The following is a 25,196-nucleotide window of genomic DNA, read 5'->3' as shown; positions in this document are numbered from 1 at the left end:
CACTGTTCTCGTGGTTTTGTGGAGGGTGGTGTTTTTTTGTTTGCGAATGAAGTTTTGAGTGTAAATTTGTCGAACTTTCGATAAATCATTTTATCCGTGAAATTATCGCTGTTATACGTGAATATATTGCAAATTACCGTGAATACGTGAATATATTCTATGATGTGTTTTTGAGGCAGACATAACTATCTTTGTGTCCATCAGATACGTACTTTCTCCTTCAGCTCACTAATTTATAGGCGATCATTCTCTTCCCCTTCGCACAAAAAAAGAACTTCTCAACTTTTGAGAAGTTCTCTGCTTACATTTTTACGATTTCGCAGTCGTCATATAATGATCTTTCAACTGATCACGCAATGTTCGCTTTAAAAACTTACCAACTGACGTTTTCGGGATCTCATCCATGAACACGATATCGTCTGGAATCCACCACTTCGCAAACTGCGGCCTCAAAAACTCCACAATATCTTCTTTTGGAACTTTTCCTTTTGCCTCAGGTTTCAACACGACACATGCAAGTGGCCGTTCCTGCCATTCTGGGTGAGGGACGGCGATAACAGATGCTTCGAAAACATCCGGAAACGCCATGATGGCATTCTCTAAATCAACGGACGATATCCACTCACCGCCGCTCTTGATGAGATCCTTCGTCCGGTCGACGATCTTCACGAATCCTTCTTCATCTACCGTAACAACATCTCCGGTATGAAGCCATCCATCGTTGAACGTACCTTCCGTCCGATCATCGTTGTAATATTCATCCGCTATCCAGTTCGAACGCAGCAACAGCTCGCCCATCTCGTGGCCGTCCCACTTCACTTCCCCGTTCGCACCGATTACTTTCATCTCTACGCCTTGCACGACATAACCTTGTTTTGCTTTATAATCAAATTTCGCTTCATCGTCCATATCTGCTTGATAGGTTTTCAGTCGCGTTGCGATTACAAGTGGACTCGTTTCCGTCATACCATAAGCATGCATGAACGGAATATTATGTTTTTCTTCAAACGTTTTTATCATCCCTTTTGGTGCAGCAGATCCTCCGCAAATAACCGCTCGAAGACTAGAAGTATCATAACTATTCTGTTCGAGTTCTTGAAGAAGCCCCATCCAGATCGTTGGTACACCTGCAGCAAAAGTTACTTTTTCCATCTCAATCAGTTCCGCTAAAAGCTGTGGCGTGAATCGCGGTCCAGGCATGACTTGGCTTGATCCAAACCAGGTCGCTGCATACGGAAGTCCCCACGCATTTACGTGGAACATCGGCACAACTGGCATAAGAACATCACTTTCTGATACAGAACCGCCATCAGCAAGTCCTAGTGACATCGAATGTAGTACGGTCGAGCGATGCGTGTACGTTACGCCTTTTGGATTTCCTGTCGTGGCAGATGTATAGCACATCCCGACCGGATCGTTCTCATCGATATCCTGCGGAAATTCATAAGCCGGGTCACCTGTTTCTAAAAGTTTTTCATAATGATAGAGAGGCTGAAGCGGCGATTGCGGCAGCTCGTCTTCATCGGTCATCAATATATACGCTTTAACATTTGGAATATGATCTTTAAGAGCTTCAACAAGAGGTAGAATGTCCTGATCGACGAATAAAATCTGGTCATCGGCGTGATTGATAATGTATGCAATATGCTGAGGGGAAAGTCGGATATTGATGGTGTGAAGAACAGCTTCAACACCCGGAATGGCGAAATAAGCTTCTAGATGACGATGGTGATTCCATGCAAGTGTTCCAACCCGCTCACCTTTTTGAACACCAAGGCGTTTTAGCGCGCTCGAAAGCCTGCGTGTCCGCTCACCGATCTCCCGGTAACTGAACTTCCGTATTCCGGACATCGTACGGCTCGTTACTTCCTTTTTCGCAAAATACCGCTCCGCATGCTCTAGCATACTTGTAACTCGAAAAGGCACATTCATCATAACTACTTCTCCTCCTTAAATAGTAAACATAGTCATTAGTGTAAGCGTTTTCTTGTTACTCACTAGTTCCCCTTACCTACTTCAAAATCCTGCTGTTAAAACAGATTCCAAGAAACAAAACGCAGAAAAACACGAAAAATATTTTTTAGTTAAAAAAAGTTTGAAATATCATCCAGTTTTTGCGTTGCACTTACAATAAAGCTGTACGAGCAGGTTTGAAAGTAGTTGATTTCCACTCCAGGCTTATCGCTTTCCCCGGGGTGTGCGGACCGAAAAAGTGCAGACCTGAAGTTGCACTTTTCCTCATTTTGCTTATGATTGTCTTTGAAGGTGAAGTGCTTTATGTATAGCAAGGATCGTACCTAAATGAAGACCTTCGTGATAAAACGTTCGTGGCAGCACCTCCGCAAAGGTGTTCATCCCGAGTTCAGTTGTTTCGTCTAATTCTTGATGTAGCCGATGACCAAACTGCTCCTGAATCACTTGAACTTGCTCCATCAACCGGTGACGAAGTTCTTGAAGCGTTGGAGGTGTTCGCTGCCAATTCTCTGGCTTCGTTCCATAACCGAATAATTCTCGATAATGAATCGGGGCCGGATGATCTTCACGGATTTTATGATACAGCCAATCGTACTGATCCAAAAAAATATGCCCCAAGTTCCAGCGGATGTTGTTGTTAAATCCTTCAGGAACAAAATCCGCTTCCTCCTCAGTAAGTCCTTCCACAGCGCTTAATGTGTTGTGACGAAAAGCTGCGAGTTGTTTTATAAGGATATCGTTTTTCATGATTATGAGCTCCTTCAATTAAGATATATCGGCGAGAATTTGCTTTTATCGGCGAGTTTCCGATTATATCGGCAAGATTTCCATTTTATCGGCGAGTTTCCGGTTATATCGACGAGATCTTGAATTTATCGGCAACTATACTTCCCAAACTTAAAACACACCCCAAAAGTGTCATGGGGTGTGTAGTCTAGTTTTGTATATTAGTTTGTTCCTGCTATCAGGCCATATTTGCCATCTTTACGTCTGTACACGACGTTCATCTCACCAGTTTCAGCATTGTTATAAACGAAGAAGTTATGGCCGAGTAATCCCATTTGAAGGATAGCTTCCTCCGTATCCATTGGTTTCAGATCGAATCGCTTTTCACGTACGATCTCGAAATCGTCCTCTTCCTCTAACAGTGCCGTTGATACGCCTTCTGTACCGTTAGCAAACATGTGCTTTGTGCCTTCAGCATTTCTAAATTTACGGTTTACTTTAGTTTTGTGTTTTCGAATTTGACGCTCTAATTTTTCTACCACCAAATCAATCGCAGCGTATAAATCCAAATGACGTTCCTCTGCACGAAGCAGTAGGCCCTTCATCGGTATCGTTACCTCAATGGATTGTTCATTGTTGTACACCTTTAGATTTACGTGTACATCAGAGTTCGGAGTTTCGTTAAAGTACTTTGTGAGTTTCGTCACCTTTTTCTCAACATAAGCCCTAATGGCTTCAGTCACCTCGATGTTTTCTCCACGAATGTTAAAATGCATAACTTAACTCCTCCTTTCGGTGATGTATATATATTTCGATATACCCCAAAAGAATTCCTCCGTAACATTTAAAATATTTTGACAATTTTTTTACACTGTCGACAAATTCTTTACATTTGCTAAAAAGCTTATACAACCAGGCAAAAAACTCTCTCGAATCAACCATTTATTCGGGACGATTATCTTTTTCTAATATTTACAAATCTAAAATTAGAGGAAAAATAAATATCACTTACATTCTTTTAGTTTCAAACTATGTGTTATACTAGGAATTAACCTTTGAAGCTTTAAAACATTTTACAAAACCTGTTCCATCACCCTACTCGATCCCTGAGTGGGGGTTTTTTTATGTTATGTATTTTTTTAGACAAACAAAAAAACAGGCTCTAAAGAGAACCTGTTTTTGTATAACGAAGCTTATGCTTTTTGAACGTTAGCAGCTTGAGCGCCACGAGCACCTTGCTCAACTTCGAAAGTTACTTTTTGACCTTCGTCTAAAGATTTGAAACCATCAGATTGGATAGCTGAGAAATGTACGAATACATCGTCTCCGTTTTCGCGCTCGATGAATCCGAAACCTTTTTCTGCGTTAAACCATTTTACTGTACCTTGTTCCATGTTTGTTGCCTCCTAGTGCGTTACCACACGATATATTGCTACTCTTGCCCAAAGTATTGTTAAAGAAGAAAAGTCGAAACTCATACAATCTTTTACGCCGAACAAAAATAATCTATACCCATCATAACAGTGATTGCGTAATGTTGCAAACGAATCATTCATAATATGAAATATTTTCTAGAAATAAAAACCCGCCTGCGGTAACAGACGGGATTAAAAGTATGGTCATAGTGCCTTGAATTATAGTTTAGTTACGTTAGCCGCTTGAGGCCCACGAGCTCCATCTACAATATCAAACTCGACTTGCTGACCTTCGTCAAGGCTTTTGAATCCTTCAGTGTTGATTGCAGAGAAGTGTACGAACACATCGTCTCCGTCTTCGCGCTCGATAAATCCAAAACCTTTTTCTGCGTTAAACCATTTTACTTTTCCTAACATGCCTTTCACAATCCCTTCATCATGCGAATCTTTGTATAGATCTTCTATACACTTTATAGTATGACATATACCCAAAAAAGTTGTCAAAGGCTTAAGATTAGCGAAAAATAAGAAGTTTTGTCGAAAAATCTCATTGCTTTATATTGCATAAATATACGTAAGATGATCAATAAATACATTAGGATTGTGAGTTTGTATTTCTCTATAACGTTAGCCTTATTATGTAGAAATATCCTCCCGCTCCATAATATTCATAATCTATTACAAGACGGTTGATTTCCGATAACAATACCATTACAAAAATCAATATTAGGTTCTTACTTAATTCCCATTCTGTTACATTTGCTGATGTGATTAAATCAACATCTAATATCAACTAGTATAAATCAACATGTAATGAGGGGTTTTTTATGATAAAAGAATGGAACTTATTGCGAGTGATTGCCTGCTTATCAATTGTTTTTTTGCATAGCACATCTCAAATAGGATTAGCCACAGGATTCCCAGAAACAGAATACTACCAATTGTTAAGAACCATACTATGTTATGCAACTCCTACATTTATCGTATTATCTGAAATTATTTTAGCTAATCGATACCCAGATCAGTTGCCAGAAAAATTTTGGACAAAACGATTAAAATGGATATTTGCTCCATACGTTTCTTTTGCGATAATTGACGCATTAGTTAGTTACAAACTAAGTCCTGGAACAATTGATTTAAAACAAATGATTCTAAACAACATTTTCTTAGGACAATTTGAGGGGTATTTTATTTTAATCATCTTTCAATTTTATGTCCTACATTATTTTGTAACTAAGTATAAAATTCCCATAAATGTATTGATTCCAGTAAGTATTCTTTCAATGATTTTCCATTTTGAAATTCTTGACGGGAATTTTGCTTTCGTACAAGACAATATGGGTATTTTCAAAATCCCATTCACAGCATGGTTTGGGTATTTTACAATTGCCTATGTTATCGGGAAACATTATAAAAAAGTATCATCACTTCTTTATAAACACAAATGGTTCACCTTAGTTGGTGTAATAATTTCATTGTTTGGTGTATTTATCTTTTTCAAAGCAGGATACACAAGCGTTGGTTCACGAAGAATAGACTTATTGTCTCTATCAATCACTATCAGTGCAGCTGTAATAGCTTGGGGACAACTTATAAAAAACTTTAAAATTATTAATATCATCAGTAATTATTCATTTGGTATTTATCTAATTCATTGGCAGATTCAACGTTATTTTGGAAATGACATTGCTCAATACTTTGACAGTACATTTTCCAGAGTAATTGCTCTATTTTTCATATCTTTAGTGGCTTCCATGGCAATTATTAAAATAGTATCAATGTTGCCATTCGGCTCATTTGTAATCGGAAATGTAAAAAGAAAGAAATCTAACATTAAAGCTTTCCAACAAAAAGTAGCGTAATAGTAAGACCCCAAAAGAGTTAACTCTTTTGGGGTCTTGTTTATAACTGCAACATCTACACAAGTTTTACACAAACTATTGCGCCATTTATTTCTACTTCGTTACACAGCAAGCGACAGAAGTGAAATAGTAACACCGTTTTTACACTTCTAATCCAAGCTTGGCCACATATAATGCACTATACAGCGTAGGAACATTAAACAGTTGTTTAAAAGGAGGCAATGGACGTTGCTGCAAATGATTGAAAAAGTCGTACTAGCTATGGCGGCCATTCGTATTTTATCCGGTACCCTTGAGATTACCGCAGCGCTATTCATGCTGCATTTCAATACGGTAGAACGAGCTCTTGTTATCAATTCCATGCTTTCCATCATCGGTCCGATCATCTTTTTCTCAACGATGACGCTTGGAATCTATGGATTATCAACGAAATTGTCATTCGGCAGCTTGATCTGGATCATGTTAGGCGTTGTTTGTATTGTTTATGGGATAAAGAGATAGCCGTATTAAATAGAAAAAGGTAACTAAAACCGATAACCAGACAAATAAGTTAAAAACTCTTTTTGTTTCCCATGATTGTACTTCGTTAGTGCATAGGTATGTGCATCCGGAATGTCCACTGAATAACAGTCCACCTCTAGCAATCGTCCTTCTAACAGCTCTCTTCTTACGGTTGATAAAGGTAAGAACGAGATTCCTAACCCTTCTGCAATAAAGCGTTTTGTTATGTGAATTTGGGACACCTTCATCATCCGAACGCGGGGATAACGAGATTTCACACGTCTGCAGAGATCATCCCAATATCCTGGGTGGTTATGGGTTAGTAGATAATTTGAGAGCAGCACTTCTTTTTCATCTAATGGTGGTGCTGCTTCAAAATCCAATCCATCGTGCGGTGCCACTAAAACAATTTTGTCTTGATAAAGCATCTGACTCGTAATCTCAGAGTGTGTACTGCCTAAGCAAGAAAGCCCAAGGTCTACATCCTCGTTTAAAACCGCTTCTTCAATATCTTCTGAATCAATAATTTTTATTGAAATCTCAACATCAGGATTGGCTTTTACATAACGTTTCAAAACAGATGGGAGAATCGTATCCGCAATAAGCGGTGAGATTCCGATACAAAGCTTCGTATCGTAGCCTTGTTGAAACGCATTAAGGTCCTGTAGTCCATTTTCATACACTTCCATCAGTTTTCTCGCATGTTGCAGGTACCTTCTTCCTTCCGCTGTTAGCTTCACTCTTCTACCATCACGTAAAAATAGTGACATCCCTAATTCCGATTCCAGCATTTTTATATGTACAGAAACAGAGGGTTGAGAAACATGAAGAATTTCAGATGTTCTTCTAAAATTTTCGCATTCTGCCGCAGTGATAAATGTTTGTAGCCATGAGAACTCCATCTTTCTTCAACCTCCTAATTAACTTTTCTTATTAAACCAATTAAAAACAATTAATATCATAAATCAATTTCATTCTATACAATGATACTAAATAATGGAAGGAGTGAAAACCATGTTGCAAAAAGGTCTTAAAGGAATCGTTGCAGCGGAAACGGCGATCTGCCACATCGATGGTACAGAGGGCAAACTTATTTATAGAGGTTACGAGATCGGTGAACTCACTTCACGTTATTCGTTTGAAGAAATTGCCCACCTTCTTTGGTTCGGTAAACTTCCTAACGATGAACAATTACAAAATCTCAAAAACGAACTGATAAAAAATCGTGAGCTTCCTCTTCATATAAAAAGAATCTTAGATCACCTGCCTGAAGACATGGATTTGATGAGTGTGATCCGAACCGCTATTTCTTCTGAAGGTGTCTCGAGTTATGGATGGAAGCCAACCACTTCACAAGCTATTCGATTAACGAGTCTTGTTCCGACCATCATTTGCTATCGGTCACGTCGTATGGATGGTAAGCCTTTTGTTGAGCCATCTACCGAGTTAAACCATGTTGAAAACTATCTATTTATGTTAACTGGTGAGATTCCCACCAAAGCTCATACACTGGCGCTCGAAACCTACATGATTCTAACGCTCGAGCACGGAATGAACGCCTCCACTTTTTCGGCTCGGGTAACAGCATCGACCGAATCGGATATGGTTTCAGCTGCAACTGCTGCAATCGGAACGATGAAAGGACCTCTTCATGGCGGAGCACCTTCAGCAGTCATTGACTTGCTAGACGAAATTAGAAAAGTTGGAAATGCTGAACAAGTGATACGAGGTAAATTGGAGAACGGAGAAAAGCTCATGGGATTCGGTCACCGTGTTTATAAAACACACGATCCGCGAGCTGTAGCACTAAAAGCGAAACTGTTAGAGTTGGTCGGTGAAGATGAGTGGTTAGATCTCGCGCTGGAAGTAGAAACAACGGCTGTCGCGTTGCTTGAGGAATACAAACCGGGCAGAGCGTTATATACGAACGTTGAATTTTACGCCGCAGCTATTATGAAGGCGATCGAACTAGATCCTGCTTTATTCACCCCTACCTTTACAGCAAGCCGAATGGTCGGATGGACAGCGCACATTTTGGAGCAAGCTGAAGACAACACGATTTACCGTCCACAGTCCGTGTATACAGGGAAGTTTCACGATAAAGTTACAAGTAAAGAATAACCATTCTCTATAGAAGCATCTCTAATCCAAATGGTAGAATTTGAAGTAAGAACCGTTTGAGAAAGAGGTGCTTTTTCGTGATTCTAAAATCAATTTTATACAGAAAAGAAAAAAAACAAGAAGGATATCCTTTTCAGCTTCCGCTTCTTCAATCCTTTGATTCTCTTCACTTTCAAAAACCTGTCACCATCTTAGTAGGTGAAAATGGAACAGGGAAATCAACGCTGCTCGAGGCAATCGCAGATCAAGCAGGTTCTGTTCAGATCAATCGTTCAGAAAAAGAGAACACCGCCATCAAAAAATTAGCCAAACAATTCAAATTGACGTGGAGTGTGAAAACGAAAAAAGGATTCTTTCTAAATGCAGAAGACTTTGTAAGCTTTGTAAGGCGTGCGGCGGAAATGAAGGAAACGGCACTTCAAGAATTAGCAAACATCGAAGTGGAGTACAAAGACAAGTCTGCATATGCCAAGAGCCTTGCTTCCCTACCACACAATCGAACGCTCGCTGAACTCAAAGAGCTTTATAAGGATGGTCTTGAGTTTCGGTCACACGGAGAACGTTTTCTAGATTTTTTTCAATCACGTTTTCGCCCAGACGGCTTGTATATTCTCGACGAGCCTGAAGTTCCGCTATCCCCTATGAAACAGTTAAGTTTTATATCATTGTTAAAAGAGATGGAGCAACAGAACGCACAATTTATAATCGCAACTCATTCACCTATCTTAATGGCCTATCCTGGTGCAGAAATTATCAGTCTCGATTCCCTGCCACCCGCTCCAACGCCATACGAAGAACTGGAACATGTGCAGATTACGAAAAACTTTTTGGAGAGTCCGGAGAGGTTTTTGAGGCATTTGTGATATAGTGAGTTCCACATAAAAAGGCACTCCGCTGATCCACAGCAAGTGCCTTTTGTTAATTCTTTTTATCAAAATACATCCCATCCACTGAAACTGACTGATACGGGTTCGCATAGTGGGTGTTTTTTTCTTTCTTTTTCTTCATCGTTGAAAGATTGTGCTTAATCTCTTCAAACTGCCGCGTTAAGAGAGGATCAATCGTCTCATTCATCTTTACGATCAAACGCCCCATACGCTGTTCGTCTTCGGAATACGTGGCAGGTAAGTTTCTGATTGTCGCTTGACGCTGATTAAGTAATTCATTTAAACGATCAATATAGGTTTCGCGCTCTTCTTTTGGCAAACCTGCGCTCACATGATCATACAGATTCTTCGTAATCTCAAGCAGTATTTTTACTGCTGGCATTACACGCGCCCTGTCTCGCCATGCTGCATGCGGCGGTTAATCTGAATCACTTCTTTCCACGTGTTGCGGAAATCTAGCACATAATCTTCTACTTCATCTAGAATCTTCACGTCATTATGAATGTTTGCTTCAATCAGACGACGATTGATGTAATCATACATGGTCATCAGTGACTTTGATACTTCAAGATCCATGTTCAGTGTGACCATCAACTCTTGAATGATCTTTTGTGCTTTTAATAGGTTCGTATTCTTTTGTTCTGTATTCTTAAGCTCGATCCCTGTTCGCGCGAGACCGATAAATTTTAAACATCCGTTATAGAGCATGAGCGTCAACTCGCCGGGAGACGCTGTTTGGACTGAGTTATTTTGATACGCCTTATTTGCGTTAAGTATGGACATGTAAAGGTAACACTCCTTTTTGGTTTAAAATTACTGTCCGCCGCCAAACTGCTGCATTAAGTATGCTGATTGCTGATTCGAACGTTGAATGGCTGTTTCCATTGCTGAGAACTGACGCCAATAGCGATCCTCCACCTGCTTCAGTCGATCTTCAAAAGCTGAGATACGCTTGTCTACATCCGTTAACTCTTTTCCTAGCGTGAACTGAGCATTTGTACGAAGTGCGTTCCCTGCTTTTAGTTCGATTTTGTCAACAGTCTGGTCGATCGAGGCACGCAGTTTTTTTGCAATGCCTTCCACATTATTTGTGCTATCGCCAGTGAACATTTTCATCACAGCTTCAGGATTTGCAGCCAATGCTTCTCTTAGTTTCTTGTCATCGATCTCCAGTTTCCCTTTGTCTAGGTAGTTACGGGAAGTGGTAATTCCGATCTCAGAGAGCTGATCATATTTCGTGTCTCCTGTATTAACAGAAGCGTATAAAACCGAACGCATCGTGTTCAATCCACTCGAAAGGATAGAATCTCCACGCAGCATCCCGCTCTTCGCCTTCTCATCCCACAGTTCTGCTTCTTTTTCAGATAAGTCTTTGCGCTGTGCATCCGTTAGAGGAGGAAAATCACGGTACTTCGTTTCAGCAGTCTTTTTATTGATCGCTTCAATCGTTTCGTTGTATTTCTTTACAAAATCTTTAATGGAAGTGATTACACCTTCAGTATCTGTCGCTGAACTGATGGTGGATTCTCCTACTGCTTTTAATGAATAAGTAACACCGCTGATGGTGAAGTTGTTGGATGTACGTTCTATCCCAGTAATTCCATTAAGATCGAATTTAGCGTTTTCTCCATTGTCAGAGTTTGCCGCACCAAGATTTTTCCCATCAACGGAAAAACCAAGATTAGAAAAGAACGTTACTGTATCAGCACTTTCAAGAGAAAGATTCGAACCTTCACCTGTTAAGTTATTTGAAATCGCAAATTGCCCTGTAGATTCATCATAGAATGCAGACATTTCAAGTCCAGCTTCAGAAAATTTCTTTGCCACAGAATCTAATGTGTCCTTTGTTGGATCGATTGATATTGTTTTCTCCGCTTCTAGTGTTGCGTTCCCTGGTTTTTGAACTTTAAGTTTTAGCTCAATAGGTGTTGTTCCAAATACTGCATTTACATCTTTTAATAGCTCGGTACCTTTGGCCTTAACTCCAGTATCTAAAATTGGTGCAGATACCCAAGTCCTTGCAGATGCTAGATCTGTAACCTTAATTTTAGACGTAATATTAGAAGCACTTCCCGCGGCAGTTGCAGTTACCGCATTTGGATTCGTACTTGTAACAGTCTTCTTATTAAACGTCCCTTGAAGAGCGATTCCGTCTAGAACAAAACGATCAAGATCTGTCAGCAACTTATTCATCGAACGATAATCATCACGCTGCCACTCTAGCGTTGTTTTCTTTTGTGCTAGTTTATCGAGTGGGATGCGCTCTGCTTTCATTAAGTCGCCAACAATCGTATCGATGTCCATTCCGCTGGCTAATCCGCCAATTCTCATACTCACGGTTCATCACCGTCCCTAAATTTTTTTATCTACAAAAATACCCATAAAGTCAATCATATCGGCATACATATCAAGGAACTTTTTATTTGGAATCTCCTTGAGCACCTCTTGTGTCACTTCATCCACGACCTGAACGTAATAATCGTTCAACTTTTCGTGAAGCACAAATTTTGAAGAAGTGTGTGTTGGCTTTAACATATCGTTCATCGCATCAATCACTTTTTCTAGTGATTCTTTCGCTGGTTTACTCTGTACTGAAGCTTCGGCTTGAGTCGGTTGTTCTGGTTGGTTTTGGCTTTTAAGCACAGGCTCAGATTTTTGAAATACAGGAGAACTAATCGATTGCAGTTCCACCTTCATCGCCCCTTTTATTTTCTCTAAAATTTATATCGGATTCTTCAAACAATTGTTAAGGAGCGATATTGGTTGAAATAGAGAAAAAAAATTATTACAATTCGATGAAACTACTCAATCTTCTATTTATTTATTGTAAAATAGTTGCTTAGGAAGATAGTAAATGTAGAAAAATGACCTATAATGTCTGCGGCATTTACATACAGCAATACATACTCTAATAAATGAAAAATTGAAAACGAGAGGATTCTGGCAGTAATGAAACACCGACAATCGAAGCAACAACGAAAACGCAGCCAACAGCCTAACTCAAACGTTAAGCACACGAAAGCCATGGAACAACCTCTACATAAGAACAGATACATCACCGGCCTTGATGGACTCAGAGCCATCGCCGTACTTGCAGTTATCGCCTATCATCTGAATTTTGAATGGGCGGCAGGCGGTCTACTAGGGGTTACTGTCTTTTTTGTTTTATCAGGATATCTAATAACCGATCTATTAATTACTGAATATGTCACAACAAATTCTATTAACTTTAAAAACTTCTGGATCCGCCGAGCCCGAAGGTTATTGCCAGCCATGTTTACGATGCTTCTCGTCGTCGTCACATACGTAACCTTGTTCGAGCCATCCATGCTTGAAAAACTTGAAGAAGATACCGTTGCAGCTATTCTTTATGTAAGCAACTGGTGGTATATATTCCAAGATCTTTCGTATTTTGAGAGTTTTGGACCCCCTTCCCTACTAACCCACTTTTGGTCGTTAGCGGTGGAAGAACAATTTTATATCTTATGGCCTTTGGTCATTATCGTTCTATTAAAAATGAAAGTTCGTGAAGGCTCCCTGTTTTCTATGATGCTAGCTGGTGCTCTTCTTTCAGCAGCACTGATGACACTCATGTACGAACCAGGCGCAGATCCGAGCCGCATCTATTACGGGACAGATACGCGTGTGTTCTCCCTTTTACTAGGAGCAAGCCTTGCTGTCATCTGGCCGAGCCGAAAACTTTCTAGCAAGCTACCATCCGAGATTCGTTGGAAACTAGACTTTGTCGGACTTTCCGCTCTCGCTTTTATCTTTTACATGTTCGGAAGCACAGACCAATATCAAGACTTCCTCTACCAAGGTGGAATGGTCGCGATATCTGTAGCTGCTCTATTGGTAGTAGCCGTCATGGTCCACCCATCCAGCAGACTCAACACGTGGTTGAGCTTTAAACCGTTACGCTGGGTCGGCGTTCGTTCGTACGGCATCTATTTATGGCACTTCCCGATTATTGTTCTAACGAGCCCTCAATGGGGAGCGGAATCGCCAATCTTAGTGAGAACGACATTACAGATTGTACTTATCCTCGTTTTAGCAAACCTATCTTGGAAATACATCGAGAACCCGATCCGTAAAGGTGCGTTATCGAGATTCTGTCGAGTAGTAAAACGTGGAGAATGGAAACGCGAGCGGTCGTTTATCGGAAAGTTTGTGTTAACAGCTTGTATTCTAGGTCTTTTCATGTGCGTATCTGCGATCGGCTTCACGACAACTTCAGTAGCATTAAGTAAAGGTAAAGTAATCTCTGCTATACAAGACAAAGTTGGTAATGAAGACCCACCAACAGAGAATTCGGTGAGACCCGAACCGAAGCCTGATGGGGCTAATAAGGATGAAAAACCGGTAGAAGAGCCTTCAGTAGAATCACCATCAAACGATGAAGGAAGAGATGAAGAGAAACAACCTGTTCAAGATACACGCTCACTCTCAGTCATTGGCGATTCAGTTATGATTGATGTGACGCCTCACATAGAAGAAGTATTCCCGAATGCGAAAGTGGACGCGAAGATCGGACGCCAGTTTAGAGAAGCAGAAGATATCGTTCAGCAAAAGAAAAGTTCAGGCAGTTTAGGAGAAATTGTTGTCATTGAGCTCGGAGCGAACGGACCACTATCTGAAAAGAGAATGCATAACATGATTGAATTAATCGGTGATCGAGATATTTATATGATTACGACGCGTGTTCCTAAGCCTTGGCAGCGGGAAGTGAATGAGACGATTAAAAAAGTCGCTCCAGATTATGACAATGTTAAAGTGGTGGATTGGTTTACGAAGAGTGAGTCACATCCAGAGTATATTGGTAGAGATGGTGTGCATTTAACTCATACAGGTGCGAAAGAATATGCAGATTTTTTGATTAAACATATTGACTAAAAAGCTGAAGCCAATCATCCCAAGCTGAGGGTGATTGGCTTTTTCATGTTAATCTTTTTTAATGAGTGGATTTTCTTTTCCGTTTGGAGCTGGAAACTCTCCTTTTGGAAGGTCTTTTAGATAATCCGTCAGCTCCGGTAGGTAATAAGCGGATATCGTAATTTCGTATTTGAGCTGATCTTTGACAGCATCAGCTGAAGCCATCTCCAGTTCATCCATACCAGAAAACGTAATCGCCTCCACAACAATCACACGCTTTAACTCTTCAATTGTTTGAATAAACGTTTGAATGCTCTCATAATTTTTTGAGACAACAGACATTTCAGCTGTGATTTTTTTGACACCCTCAGGTAGAACCTCAGGTACAGGCGGTGTTGTAGCTTCACTTGGCTCAACATCGTCATCCTCGTTTGAAACCGTTTCTGCGGCTGTTTCAGAAGTTTCAGTGGAAGTTTCTTGTTCAGTGCTTTCATTTTCTGAAGATTCACCAGTTGGGGATTCTTCAGATGCAGCTTCCTCAGTCGATTCTTCTTCAGGTGCCACTTCTTCTTCGTCTTCTGATGCTTCTCCATCACTAAAGTCCATTGTTAAAATCAAGCTATCTGATAACACTTCTGCTTTTTCAAATTGCAGCATCAGTTGATCAATCAGTGGTTTTACCGGAACTTCTTCTTGTAAGGCGAACGTATTTTCACTCGTTTGTGCTGTAACTGCCGGAGGGGCTGTAGCTTTATCCAAAAAGTCTATTTGCTGTTTGGTTTCAGCATCAACGGACTCAATTTGCTGATGAAGAGGAGAAAGTACGCCGAAATAACCATAGACGCCTCCAACGAAAAACAGAACAATGACGCCAAGAGTGATGTATGTTAGAACCCGCTTATTCTCCGCCATTCTCTTCACCTTTTAACTCTAAAATTTTATCTCGCTCAAATTCAATCTTGTACAAGCTGCGATAACGAGGCAGATAATTCTTCATGGCTGTCATATCTTCCCCTTCGTTAATTTCCTCAAAGTTTGTCGTTTCCATCTTTTCAATCGTGGCTGTAGCTAAATAGGACGAGTTGGTAAGTTCATATAAATAATGCGACGTTTCAGCCAACGTATCAAACTGCGCTTCCACGAGAATCGTCTTCTTATCCTTATACTCGTATTTCATAAAAAAACCACGTTCTGGGAGAAGTGCGACAAGATGTTGAAGAAGGTCAGTAGCCGCTATTTTCTTACCCCGTATGTAGTCGATCTTCTCAGCGAGAGGGGCGGACTGTACAACAGGACCTGATTGCTCTTGGTTCTTGATTTGGGTTTGCACCAACAGCTTTTCTTGTTCTAACAATCTTTCTTTCTCTTTTAGTTCACCACGACTTACGTAATAATCCAGGCCAAGCCAAGTGCTAGAACCTAACAGCATAGTGATGGCAACAATGAATAGAATGGTAGTCTTAAGCGATTTCTGTTCCTTAACGGGCAACAGGTTGATGTCGACTAACATAGCTGCACCTCTTTTAAGCCAAGTCCTAAAACAACGTCAAACTGTGATGGCAGATGCTGATCAGACTGATCGATGGTGAGTACGGGCACGTCTAATTTAGAAGCAAGTCTTTCTTGTATGTACCTTAACTCGGGAAGCTCCCCAGAGAGAATGACTTTCGTAACGCCCCGTTCCCCATGATTGATCGTGAATTTATAATAGTTAACGATTCGCTCAATCTCAACGAGTTTATCCTCAATCAATCCGTGCACGTAGCCCGAGTCACCTTGCCAAACAATCTTTTGCACCCCAGTAGAATGTTGTTTAAAATTCCAACTTTTATAATCGGTCTCCATCTTCAAATGATTAAAAAAATACGGCTTATGATGGTGAAAAATACTTAATTGCACAGCAGGAATATCAAACTGCAAACAAAGGGTATGATCGGTTTCAGAAACAAGATCCTTCATAAAAATAAGTCGGTACAAGGCAACACATGATGCATCCGCCACAACGGGTTTTAACTTCGCATCTGTTAGCAACGACGAATAGTCGTGAACCATCTTTTCAGAGGCTGCAAAAAGTAGAATTTCACGCTTTTCCCCATCCGTCTCGAGCAAAACGAAATCAAAGACAGGATCTTCGAATGGTAAATGAATGGTATTCCCTAGCTCCATGTAAAGATATCCTTTGATTTCTTCATCTTTATGATTGGAAGGAATCTGGTGTTTACGAATGACGAGTTTGCTGTCTGGGATTAGAAATTGCACTTCACGTCCCCTAATCCCCCACTCCTCTACACACTCTTCTAGAATAGTGAGAAGGGTGTCACGGTCAGTGATGGTGCCATCTTGAATGAGTCCTTCAGGCAGGTAGCGTTCTCCAGAGCTTTTCACGTCTAGGTCTTCGGGTTGGCGGTAGTCTAGAAAGCGGATGACGTGGTCTTGGAGTATTAGGTTAATTCTTTTTTTGTTGAAGAGACCCAGACCAATTTTCATAGTACATCCCCTATGCATAAGTTTTTTACTAAAGTAGAAATTATATTTAGAAACTACAATTCCTTTAACCATTTCACAATTGCTATTATGAAATGATTAAATGATATAGATAAGAATGAAGGAATCACCATTTAAGAGTGATTCCATTAAGTATGTGTATTTATTCTCCGTCTAAATAATTAGTTAAATTAGATTCAGGGACAACTGTAGCATCGGTATTCGTACTTAGTATTACTGAAGCTGAGTCATGACCTGTAATATAATATTTTCCATCAGCATCAACCGTAACAGTCCAAACAGCATCCTTATAGTCGCTTAAATAACCTTTAAAGGGATTAACAGTAGCTGAGCTAACCCAACCGGTAGTACCAGAATACTTACCTTCAGCAGAATGCTTTAACTTAGCTGCATTTATTATTTGTACCGCTTCCGTAACCTTTGCTTTATCTTTTGTATTTCCAATAATCCCACCAATACTAACAACAGCAATCGCAGCAATAATTCCCAATATCACGATTACTACTAGCAATTCAATCAGCGTTAAACCTTCTTCATTCTTCGCATACTTTTTTAATAGCTTGTTTAACATGATTTCTTAACTCCCCTTTATATTGTATTTTATTGATACTTTTAGCCAATCGTTTTATAGATTTCAAACATCGGCACCATAACAGAAACTACTATCGTCCCTACAACTGAAGCCAAAAAAACAATCATCAACGGCTCAATCATCGCCTTCAATCGATCAGTCCCTGTTTCTACTTCTTTTTCGTAAAAGTCTGCCACCTTCGCAAGCATTTCATCCAGTGACCCTGTTTCTTCACCTATTGAAATCATCTGAGTCACAAGCGGTGGGAAAATCCAGTGCTTTTTCATCGGTTCTGTTAACCGTTGTCCCGTCTCTAGTGAACTCCTAGATTCACGTATCACTTTTGCCACGACCTCGTTTTCTACTACCTTCTCCACAATCGAAAGAGACTGTAAAATTGGAACGGAGCTAGAGAACAGTGAACTCAATGTACGCGTCATACGTGCCAAAGCTGATTTTTGAAGCAGCTTGCCGAATACTGGTACTTTTAAAATCGCGAAATCAAAGTAATACCGGCTGGATTTATTTTTGCGAATAATCAAGAGTGCTAGATAGAGTAGTACAAAGATTGTGATTAAAAGCCACCAAAACTTCTGTACAAAGTGACTGGCTGCTAGGACGAAAAGTGTGATCGCCGGCAGCTCTCCACCTGCGTCTTGCAGCATCGCCGCAAACGTTGGTACAACCTTTGCAAGCAGGAAGATGACAACAAACACCGCCACTACTCCGACAATCATCGGATACATCATAGCTGAAATGATTTTTTGTTTCGTATAATGCTGTTTTTCAAAATAAGTAGAGAGCTGGTCGAGCGTATCGTCCAAACTACCACCCGCTTCCCCCGCGGACACCATGTTGATGACCATCGGAGGGAAAACATTTCGGTGCCGGCTCATTGCACTAGATAAAGGATTTCCTTGCCGGAGCTCCTCTTCCACATCTGCTAACACCTTTTGCAACGCTTTACTTTCGGTTTGAGCAGATAAAATGCTCGTGGAATCTACGACAGATACACCGGCTCTTAGCAAGGTCGCAAACTGTCTTAGAAAGATGACAAATTGCTGCGACTTTACAGGACTGCCTAACGAAATTTCCTTGTTAAACAGCGTCTGTTTCATCTCTTGCACTTCTGTGACGGCAATTCCTTTTTCTTTTAACTTTAGAACCGCTTCACGTTTTGAGAGTCCCAGTACGGATCCTGTTCGCTTTCTCCCACTTTTGTCACGACCCACATAACTAAACTGTGCCATCTTAGCCTCCCTTCTCCAGGAGATATGGCTCCACGAACTCTCTTGAAACTTCATTGCGTTCAAGAACTTCCTGAGCCGACATTTCGAACGTATGCATCCCAGCGTTCTTGCTTGTCTGCATCACACTATGAATCTGGTGAATCTTCCCATTGCGGATCAGGTTTGCAACGGCAGGCGTGTTCACTAACACTTCGGTAATTGCCTTACGTCCTTTTCCATCCAAAGTCGGAAGCAGCCTTTGCGACATTACCCCGACTAACACAGAAGCTAACTGAATACGAATCTGACCTTGTTGTTCTGGCGGAAACACATCGACAATTCGATCAATCGTTGACGATGCATTTGTCGTATGTAGTGTGCCTAAAACAAGGTGACCCGTTTCCGCTGCTGTGATGGCGGTCGCAATGGTTTCCAGATCTCGCATTTCCCCTAGTAAAATCACATCAGGGTCCTGGCGGAGTGCGGCGCGTAGACCGTTTGCGAAGTTGTTGGTATCAAAACCAATTTCCCGCTGGTCAATCACGCACGTTCGATGCTTGTGCAAGTACTCAATCGGATCCTCTAACGTAATTATGTGTCGGCTCATACTCCGGTTCATAAAATCGATCATCGAGGCAAGAGTCGTGGACTTTCCGCTTCCCGTAGGTCCTGTAACTAACACGAGTCCTTGGTGTCTCCCCGCCATCTTTCTCACACTTTCGGGGAGCGCCAAATCTTCCATGCTAGGAATGGAAGTTGGAATGATTCGAAACGCTAAGCTTACACAAGAGCGTTGACGATAGGCGTTCACCCGGAATCGCGACAACCCTTGAATACCATAAGAGATATCAATCTCTCCCACTTCTTCAAACTCTGGATAATACTTCTCTTCAATGACGATTTGTGAGATTTGCAAGGTATCTTCCGGTTTCAACGATTCACTTCCGTAACGTTTCAGCCCTCCGTTAATCCGAAAAACTGGAGGCATGCCAACGGACAGGTGAACATCGGATGCTTTTAATTGAAAGGCTGCTCGGAGCCATTGTTCCAATTTCTCTTTCATGACTGCACCTACTCGTTGATAGCTACACGCAAGACTTCTTCAGTCGTCGTTAAGCCTTGTTTTACTTTTAAAAAGCCATCATCAATCAAAAAGATCGTACCGTTTTTCATCGCATACTCTCTAAGTTCAACGATCGGTCGGTTGTTCATGATCAACTGGCGGATGTGTTCATCAATCACTAACACCTCATGAAGCGCAAGGCGTCCTTTATAGCCTGTACTGTTGCACATGCCGCAGCCCTTACCGCGCGACACCGCTTCGATCTTAATACCACGTTTAGCGAAGATCTCTTTTTCGCGTTCAGTCGCTTTAAACGTTAGTTTACAATCACGGCATACTCTTCGCACCAAGCGCTGAGCGACAACACCAGAAAGAGAAGCTGCCACAAGAAATGGCTCTACTCCCATATCTGTCAAACGAGCAATCGTACCGATCGAGTCGTTCGTATGAAGCGTACTTAACACCAAGTGACCGGTTAAAGAAGCACGCACCGCAATCTCGGCCGTTTCCGTATCACGAATCTCCCCGATCATGACGATGTCTGGATCTTGCCGCAAGATGGACCGCAATCCACTCGCAAATGTTAGGCCGACATTGGCATTCACTTGAATCTGGTTAATGCCAGCAAGCTGATACTCAACAGGATCTTCAATCGTAACCAGATTCACTTCCTCTGTGTTCAGCTTGTTTAGCGCTGCGTATAAAGTGGAAGATTTTCCTGATCCTGTCGGCCCCGTGATTAATATAATGCCATTTGGCTGTTTGATGAGATTGGAAAACCGCTGCATGTTGAGTTTGTTAAACCCTAGATTCTCTAAGTGGTTCAGTGAACTGCCGAGATCCAGAATACGCAGAACGATCTTTTCACCATAAATGGCTGGCAATGTAGATACACGAAGATCTACAGGATGCATATCGAGCGTCATCTTAATTCGGCCATCCTGTGGCAACCGGCTTTCTGTTATGTTCAAGTTCGCCATAATTTTAATCCGAGCCGTCAGCATATTCTGCATATGCTTAGGCAGACTGCGCTCGGTCTTCAGCATGCCGTCGATGCGGTACCGCACAACGAGCTTGGTTTCGTGCGGATCAAAGTGAATATCACTCGCTTTTTGTTGAACGCCTTGCTGAATGATCTGGTTCACAAGCTTGACGATCGGCGAGTCTTCTTCTGTCATTCGGCTGTCATCTTTTAGAGAAGCACCTTGCGGAATCAGGTCCAAAAACTCTTCCATGGAATCATCGATATCGTAAAATTTGTTATGAGCGCGAATGATATCGTCTTTCGCTGAAATGGCGCGTTCAATTTGAAAACCCGTCGTCAATCGCAGGTCATCAATGACGGTAAAATCCATTGGATCTGCCATAGCAACGAACAGCTTGTCCCCTTCTTTTTTCACCGGCATCAAAAAATGCCTGCGCGCAAACTCTCTTGGAACGATCGCTACTGCCTGTTCGTCAATCGGATATCGGTACAAACTGATGTGCGGGATACCCAGTTGGAATTCCAATACCTCAATTAGCTGTTGTTCGGTTAGAAGTCCTTTTTCAATCAGCGCGTCTCCAAGCTTTTGGTTGCCGCGTTGTTCTTTTAACGTTTGCTGAAGAACTTCATCAGAAATCAATCCAGATTCAACTAACAGATCACCAAGTCGTTTTTTAGGAACGATCATTGCACATCACCATAGCTCTCTTTTTCAGGTTCGGTGGTTGTTTCTTTTTCTTTTCCTTTTCCTGTTCCAGGAAGCGGCATCTGTGGAATCGGTTTATCACTCGGATCTGTTCCAGGAATACCCGGTAACACAGGTACGTACGGATTCGGATTAGCTGGATCTGGGTTCCACGGATATGGGTAGGGAAACGGGTATGGATATGGAACGACAGGGTATTCCGGTTCTGGCGTTGTTTCACTCGTTTCCTCTTCCTCGATCGGGTAGCCTCTTTCTTCTATCCGATGCTTAGGGGGATAAAAGTCTTCCGCTAACTTCTCAGAAGCCACTTCTTCTCCTCCTGAACCAAACGACTTTCGATACACGGTTGTCAAGTAGCCTTCACTTCCACTGTTCACCGTCACAGAACTGAAAATAGAAGCGAGTTGATCTGTAAAATGTATAATCGTCTTCGGCTCATATACTTTCTTATCAACCTTAACCGTGTACGTGAAAGGAAGAGGGACTCCAACAATGGAAGTCGTTAATTGACTTCCTTCTAATACAAAGTTCAATTTGTAAGTAGAGGCATTCGGATTTTTGAAAGCCAAATCCATATCTTCAGGTTTAACAAAGGCCTCATATCCAAGAGAGGCGTAATGCGGAAGTTCTCGTGATGTATGGCGTTCGATGATCGTAAAATTTGTTTTTTGTATCGCTGTATAAATGCCGCTCGCTAGCACGTTTAAGTCAATCGAATCTTGTGGTGTCAAACTCACACTTTCAATGGCTCCGATGAGGGAAAACACCTCTCCAGGTTTGATCTCGTATTCCTCAAGACCTTCCACATACTCTTCCAAAAGTACATTCTCATTTGGTAGTTTGATGGTGCTTTCACTTACGATTTCTTCGGCTTGACCGAACGTTGTTAAAAACTCATTCACCGGAACTTCAAGATTTGTTGTTTGAAGGGTGGAACCCATTTTCTTTAAATGGGCATACAACATTTCCTCGTCTAAAAGTTCTTGAAGTCCCGAAACGTCTAGCTGCTCAAAAGATGCTGTAACCGCTTCTTCGTTCAGATTAACCACCATTGGAGATGAAGTACCCGTTATGCTTTTAAGGCTTTCTTCGTTTTGAAACTGCCACGCTTCGGGTGATAGTTCTACTTTTTTATCGTTGTAAATGAGATAGACAGGATGTTCACTCTGCCACTTTGAGATTTGATCGTTGACTAAGCTTATGGCATCTGACTTAACAACACCTTCTAATGGTATAGAAGCGAGCATAACTCCCTCGCTATACTTGTCCTCTTCAAAAAATTGAGAGTATACCTTTGTCCCTAAGTGACTAAGAAAGAATAAAAATAGAGCTGCAAGGCTAAGGGATGCAAAGATTGCAAGAAAATTTTTCGGATTGAATTCTCTTTTAGCCATCGCTTTGTCTTTATCCCACAACGTTCATGGAAAGTTCAGCTAGCACAGCAGGTCCTTTTTCTTGAGCTTTCCTAACATCCTCTTTCTTTAAAGTCGTACCGTTCGGAAATAACAGATTGCCGTTTCTCTCGAAAATATCTTTTGTTGTCGTTCTTCCTGTAAGCAAAGTTAATTGTTTTTCTTGGAACTCAGACAGTTCTTGTGTTTCTTCTGGTTGTTCAACGGTAGCGGCAACTTCATTCAAATTGCCTAACAACATTTCCGCTTTATCTAAGAAATTTAGTTGTGCTTCCTCTTTAATGACGATCAGATCACGGCCATAGGTAATGAGCTGTTCTGAAGACAAGATCACTTGTTTAGAACGTAACGAAAGTTCAAGACCAAGAATGGCTCCTGTATCTTCGTTAATAAAAAACTCCGTTGCTTCACCAATCAGTTGACCCTTACGATCAATTAACTTTGCGCCAACGACGTTGATCTTTTTCTGGACAAGTTCGTTAGCAATCGGAATCTCCGTTAAATCAAAAATCGATGTGCTGTCTTCAATCATGACAGCAAACTCCCCTACACCAACGATCTTTTTAAAGGGAACGGCACGAACACTGATCTGCCAATCAGCATGTTCAACCGTAAGAAAATCAACCATTCCTTCTTTTGGGTTAACGACTAACGACTTAACATGACCCACTTCCGCTCCATCTGCAATACTAATGATTGGTAGTCCAACAAACTGATTACTCTTTTTCATAACATTCACCCAGTCCTTTTATGTTTAAATAATATGTTGTTATAAAGTTATTGTTTTACAAGAAAAGTATCTCGGTACCTTTTTAGCTCTTCTGCAATAACAGGGTACGAGTGCAAACGACCCTCCATCGCGTCTAACAAATCACTCACTCTCAATCGTTCATCTACTGCCGCATAAGAATCTAGCAAAAGCTTGCCAAACAGATAACAATCTTTGTCCGATAACGTTTGGTTCCATATCGTGTGAAGCATCACTTGATAAGACTCGTCGTCTCCTTGCTCTTGATATCCATTCAAAGTACTTAACAACATATCCTGTACTTCGACATTCATATCTGGAACGGGACGTTCAATCTCTGCTTCTTCTTTAAATGAAACTTCACTCTCAGTTTCATTTTTTGTCTCAAACACAACAGCAGCCTGATCTTCCACCTGTTCTTCTTGAGTAGATTCAGGCGCGTAACCGTCTTCTTCCTTTTCTTCAGCCCGTTCGGCTATGTCGATTTCTTCAACGATTGATTCAAAGTGTTCTGGATTTTGATCTGCAAGATTTTGTTCATCTAAGAGGATTTCTTCTAAGATGGTGGATTTCTCTACGAAGTGGTCTTGTTCTGTGTCTGGTCGTTCTTTTGCTTCCATAACCATTTCGTTTGTTAAATCAATGTCTAAGTCTCTAACAAAAGCTTTCTCAACAACTTCTTCATCGTTGTTTAGAATAACTTCTGCATTCTCTTCTACGATTTCTTTGGTAGCAATCGGTTCTTCATCTGGTTCTTCATCTAATGGTAGCTTTTCAATCCATTCTTCCTCATCAAGTTCTTCCAAAAGAGCAGAACGTTGCAAAAAAATGTCCACATCTTCTATATCGGTTTCAACGTTTAAATCCGTTACATCTTCTTCTCTTGTTTCAGTCAGGAAAGCAAACTCATCATCCGTCAATTCAGCAAGTCCATTGATCACATCTACTTCCATTGGAGGTTCTACAACAGATTCTGCAATTTCTAGTTCAACGTTTCGATTGTCTTCAAGGACAATTTTATCTAAATCTAAGTCTAAGAGATCGATAACATCAAGACTCTCAAACGCTTGTATAACAGAATCATGTTCCTCGTATGGCTTATCGATCAAAACTTCTTGTTTCGTCATTTCTTTTACTTCTGGAAGTTCATTTATTTCTTGAAATTCTTTTATTTCTTTAAGTTCATCTACCGTTTCAGCACTTTCTGGTTCCAGAACTTCTGTTTTATGTTCTAAATCCTCTGCCTGCCTCTCACGTAAAGGCTCTTCTTCTGTGAAAGATAGAACGATCTCCGTTTGTCCAGCCGTTGCTGGCATCAAGTTCAATCTTTTTTCTGCCACATAAGAAGCAACAAATGCAATCGCCATAATGGCAGCAAGGGCTAGTCCATAAGACAAGTTATCTAATACAAATAAGCCGCCTAAAGCGAGTAAGAACGCAAGCCCTAGCAGCGTCATCTTTAACTTTAATGGGATGTTTGGCGGATAAAAATACAACACCGTACCTGCAATCAATGTAAACGTGAATAAAAGAACAAATGGTATCAATAGCTTCTCCCCAATTCCAACATTAGCTAATTAAACCTATAATACTACAAATTTACTAAAAAACACCCAAAA

At 41.0% G+C, this 25,196-nt stretch carries 25 protein-coding genes; 5 read left to right on the top strand and 20 right to left on the bottom strand.

The window, feature by feature from the left end:
• Window positions 1-309: 309 nt before the first annotated feature.
• The 5 genes from ACFS5O_RS07115 to ACFS5O_RS07095 form a co-directional block, all read right to left on the bottom strand.
• Window positions 310-1,935 (bottom strand): long-chain fatty acid--CoA ligase, encoded by a 1,626-nt coding sequence (locus ACFS5O_RS07115; protein ID WP_205725282.1) that lies wholly within the window; start codon window positions 1,933-1,935, stop codon window positions 310-312.
• A gap of 312 nt (window positions 1,936-2,247) precedes the next feature.
• Complete coding sequence (locus ACFS5O_RS07110) at window positions 2,248-2,721, bottom strand: DinB family protein (protein ID WP_318300133.1); 474 nt, start codon at window positions 2,719-2,721, stop codon at window positions 2,248-2,250.
• 200 nt (window positions 2,722-2,921) lie between these two features.
• A complete protein-coding gene (gene hpf, locus ACFS5O_RS07105; protein WP_205725281.1) occupies window positions 2,922-3,476 on the bottom strand; it encodes a ribosome hibernation-promoting factor, HPF/YfiA family in 555 nt (184 codons plus the stop codon).
• 417 nt (window positions 3,477-3,893) lie between these two features.
• On the bottom strand, window positions 3,894-4,094 hold the full coding sequence (gene cspC, locus ACFS5O_RS07100) for a cold shock protein CspC (protein ID WP_066397937.1): 201 nt from the start codon (window positions 4,092-4,094) through the stop codon (window positions 3,894-3,896).
• 240 nt (window positions 4,095-4,334) lie between these two features.
• Window positions 4,335-4,532, bottom strand: coding sequence for a cold shock domain-containing protein (locus ACFS5O_RS07095; protein WP_130296881.1), 198 nt, complete (start codon window positions 4,530-4,532; stop codon window positions 4,335-4,337).
• Window positions 4,533-4,942: 410 nt separating this feature from the next.
• On the opposite strand from ACFS5O_RS07095, the gene ACFS5O_RS07090 reads away from it, so the two are divergent.
• On the top strand, window positions 4,943-5,977 hold the full coding sequence (locus ACFS5O_RS07090; protein ID WP_205725280.1) for an acyltransferase family protein: 1,035 nt from the start codon (window positions 4,943-4,945) through the stop codon (window positions 5,975-5,977).
• Window positions 5,978-6,214: 237 nt separating this feature from the next.
• A complete protein-coding gene (locus tag ACFS5O_RS07085; RefSeq protein ID WP_066400357.1) occupies window positions 6,215-6,478 on the top strand; it encodes a YqhV family protein in 264 nt (87 codons plus the stop codon).
• 23 nt (window positions 6,479-6,501) lie between these two features.
• Here ACFS5O_RS07085 and ACFS5O_RS07080 read toward each other — a convergent pair whose 3' ends face one another.
• Window positions 6,502-7,380, bottom strand: coding sequence for a LysR family transcriptional regulator (locus ACFS5O_RS07080; protein WP_205725279.1), 879 nt, complete (start codon window positions 7,378-7,380; stop codon window positions 6,502-6,504).
• 112 nt (window positions 7,381-7,492) lie between these two features.
• On the opposite strand from ACFS5O_RS07080, the gene ACFS5O_RS07075 reads away from it, so the two are divergent.
• Window positions 7,493-8,599 carry a citrate synthase/methylcitrate synthase gene (locus tag ACFS5O_RS07075; RefSeq protein ID WP_205725278.1) on the top strand — a complete coding sequence of 369 codons (1,107 nt, stop codon included), beginning with the start codon at window positions 7,493-7,495 and terminating at the stop codon, window positions 8,597-8,599.
• Between the two features lie 77 nt (window positions 8,600-8,676).
• Window positions 8,677-9,462: an AAA family ATPase gene (locus tag ACFS5O_RS07070; protein WP_205725277.1), complete on the top strand. Its 786-nt coding sequence runs from the start codon at window positions 8,677-8,679 to the stop codon at window positions 9,460-9,462.
• A gap of 55 nt (window positions 9,463-9,517) precedes the next feature.
• Here ACFS5O_RS07070 and fliT read toward each other — a convergent pair whose 3' ends face one another.
• From fliT to flaG, 4 genes are read right to left on the bottom strand one after another with little or no spacing between them, the layout of a single operon-like run.
• Window positions 9,518-9,868, bottom strand: coding sequence for a flagellar protein FliT (fliT, locus tag ACFS5O_RS07065; protein WP_205725276.1), 351 nt, complete (start codon window positions 9,866-9,868; stop codon window positions 9,518-9,520).
• Window positions 9,868-10,269, bottom strand: coding sequence for a flagellar export chaperone FliS (fliS, locus tag ACFS5O_RS07060; RefSeq protein WP_205725275.1), 402 nt, complete (start codon window positions 10,267-10,269; stop codon window positions 9,868-9,870). The genes fliT and fliS overlap by 1 nt, the downstream gene beginning before the upstream one ends.
• Window positions 10,270-10,299: 30 nt before the next feature.
• Window positions 10,300-11,817 carry a flagellar hook-associated protein 2 gene (locus ACFS5O_RS07055; RefSeq protein ID WP_205725497.1) on the bottom strand — a complete coding sequence of 506 codons (1,518 nt, stop codon included), beginning with the start codon at window positions 11,815-11,817 and terminating at the stop codon, window positions 10,300-10,302.
• 21 nt (window positions 11,818-11,838) lie between these two features.
• The gene (gene flaG, locus ACFS5O_RS07050) at window positions 11,839-12,177 is read right to left on the bottom strand and encodes a flagellar protein FlaG (protein WP_318300132.1); all 339 of its coding nucleotides are present in this window, start codon (window positions 12,175-12,177) and stop codon (window positions 11,839-11,841) included.
• A 258-nt stretch (window positions 12,178-12,435) separates the two neighbouring features.
• Between flaG and ACFS5O_RS07045 the strand changes: the two genes are divergently transcribed.
• On the top strand, window positions 12,436-14,379 hold the full coding sequence (locus ACFS5O_RS07045; protein ID WP_318300131.1) for an acyltransferase family protein: 1,944 nt from the start codon (window positions 12,436-12,438) through the stop codon (window positions 14,377-14,379).
• A gap of 48 nt (window positions 14,380-14,427) precedes the next feature.
• Here the strand turns inward: ACFS5O_RS07045 and ACFS5O_RS07040 are convergent, their stop codons facing one another.
• From ACFS5O_RS07040 to ACFS5O_RS06995, 10 genes are all read right to left on the bottom strand, one after another.
• Window positions 14,428-15,270, bottom strand: coding sequence for a hypothetical protein (locus ACFS5O_RS07040; protein WP_205725273.1), 843 nt, complete (start codon window positions 15,268-15,270; stop codon window positions 14,428-14,430).
• Window positions 15,257-15,868: a hypothetical protein gene (locus ACFS5O_RS07035; protein WP_205725272.1), complete on the bottom strand. Its 612-nt coding sequence runs from the start codon at window positions 15,866-15,868 to the stop codon at window positions 15,257-15,259. The genes ACFS5O_RS07040 and ACFS5O_RS07035 overlap by 14 nt, the downstream gene beginning before the upstream one ends.
• On the bottom strand, window positions 15,862-16,845 hold the full coding sequence (gene pilM / locus ACFS5O_RS07030; protein ID WP_205725271.1) for a type IV pilus biogenesis protein PilM: 984 nt from the start codon (window positions 16,843-16,845) through the stop codon (window positions 15,862-15,864). The genes ACFS5O_RS07035 and pilM overlap by 7 nt, the downstream gene beginning before the upstream one ends.
• A gap of 160 nt (window positions 16,846-17,005) precedes the next feature.
• A complete protein-coding gene (locus ACFS5O_RS07025) occupies window positions 17,006-17,434 on the bottom strand; it encodes a type II secretion system protein (RefSeq protein WP_205725270.1) in 429 nt (142 codons plus the stop codon).
• Window positions 17,435-17,475: 41 nt separating this feature from the next.
• Window positions 17,476-18,684: a type II secretion system F family protein gene (locus ACFS5O_RS07020; RefSeq protein WP_205725269.1), complete on the bottom strand. Its 1,209-nt coding sequence runs from the start codon at window positions 18,682-18,684 to the stop codon at window positions 17,476-17,478.
• Window position 18,685: 1 nt separating this feature from the next.
• On the bottom strand, window positions 18,686-19,726 hold the full coding sequence (locus tag ACFS5O_RS07015) for a type IV pilus twitching motility protein PilT (RefSeq protein ID WP_205725268.1): 1,041 nt from the start codon (window positions 19,724-19,726) through the stop codon (window positions 18,686-18,688).
• Window positions 19,727-19,734: 8 nt separating this feature from the next.
• A complete protein-coding gene (locus ACFS5O_RS07010; protein ID WP_205725267.1) occupies window positions 19,735-21,399 on the bottom strand; it encodes a GspE/PulE family protein in 1,665 nt (554 codons plus the stop codon).
• Window positions 21,396-22,811: a VanW family protein gene (locus tag ACFS5O_RS07005; protein WP_205725266.1), complete on the bottom strand. Its 1,416-nt coding sequence runs from the start codon at window positions 22,809-22,811 to the stop codon at window positions 21,396-21,398. Before ACFS5O_RS07005 ends, ACFS5O_RS07010 begins: the two co-directional genes overlap by 4 nt.
• A gap of 10 nt (window positions 22,812-22,821) precedes the next feature.
• Complete coding sequence (locus ACFS5O_RS07000) at window positions 22,822-23,559, bottom strand: PRC-barrel domain-containing protein (protein WP_205725265.1); 738 nt, start codon at window positions 23,557-23,559, stop codon at window positions 22,822-22,824.
• A 47-nt stretch (window positions 23,560-23,606) separates the two neighbouring features.
• The gene (locus ACFS5O_RS06995) at window positions 23,607-25,124 is read right to left on the bottom strand and encodes a hypothetical protein (protein ID WP_205725264.1); all 1,518 of its coding nucleotides are present in this window, start codon (window positions 25,122-25,124) and stop codon (window positions 23,607-23,609) included.
• Window positions 25,125-25,196 lie beyond the last annotated feature (72 nt).

Origin of the sequence: Fictibacillus nanhaiensis, from assembly GCF_042686385.1 — a bacterium.
Classification (GTDB): Bacteria; Bacillota; Bacilli; order Bacillales; family Fictibacillaceae; genus Fictibacillus; species Fictibacillus nanhaiensis.
The sequence above is the reverse complement of the archived record's forward strand: the minus strand, read 5'-3'. Positions and strand labels throughout refer to the sequence as shown.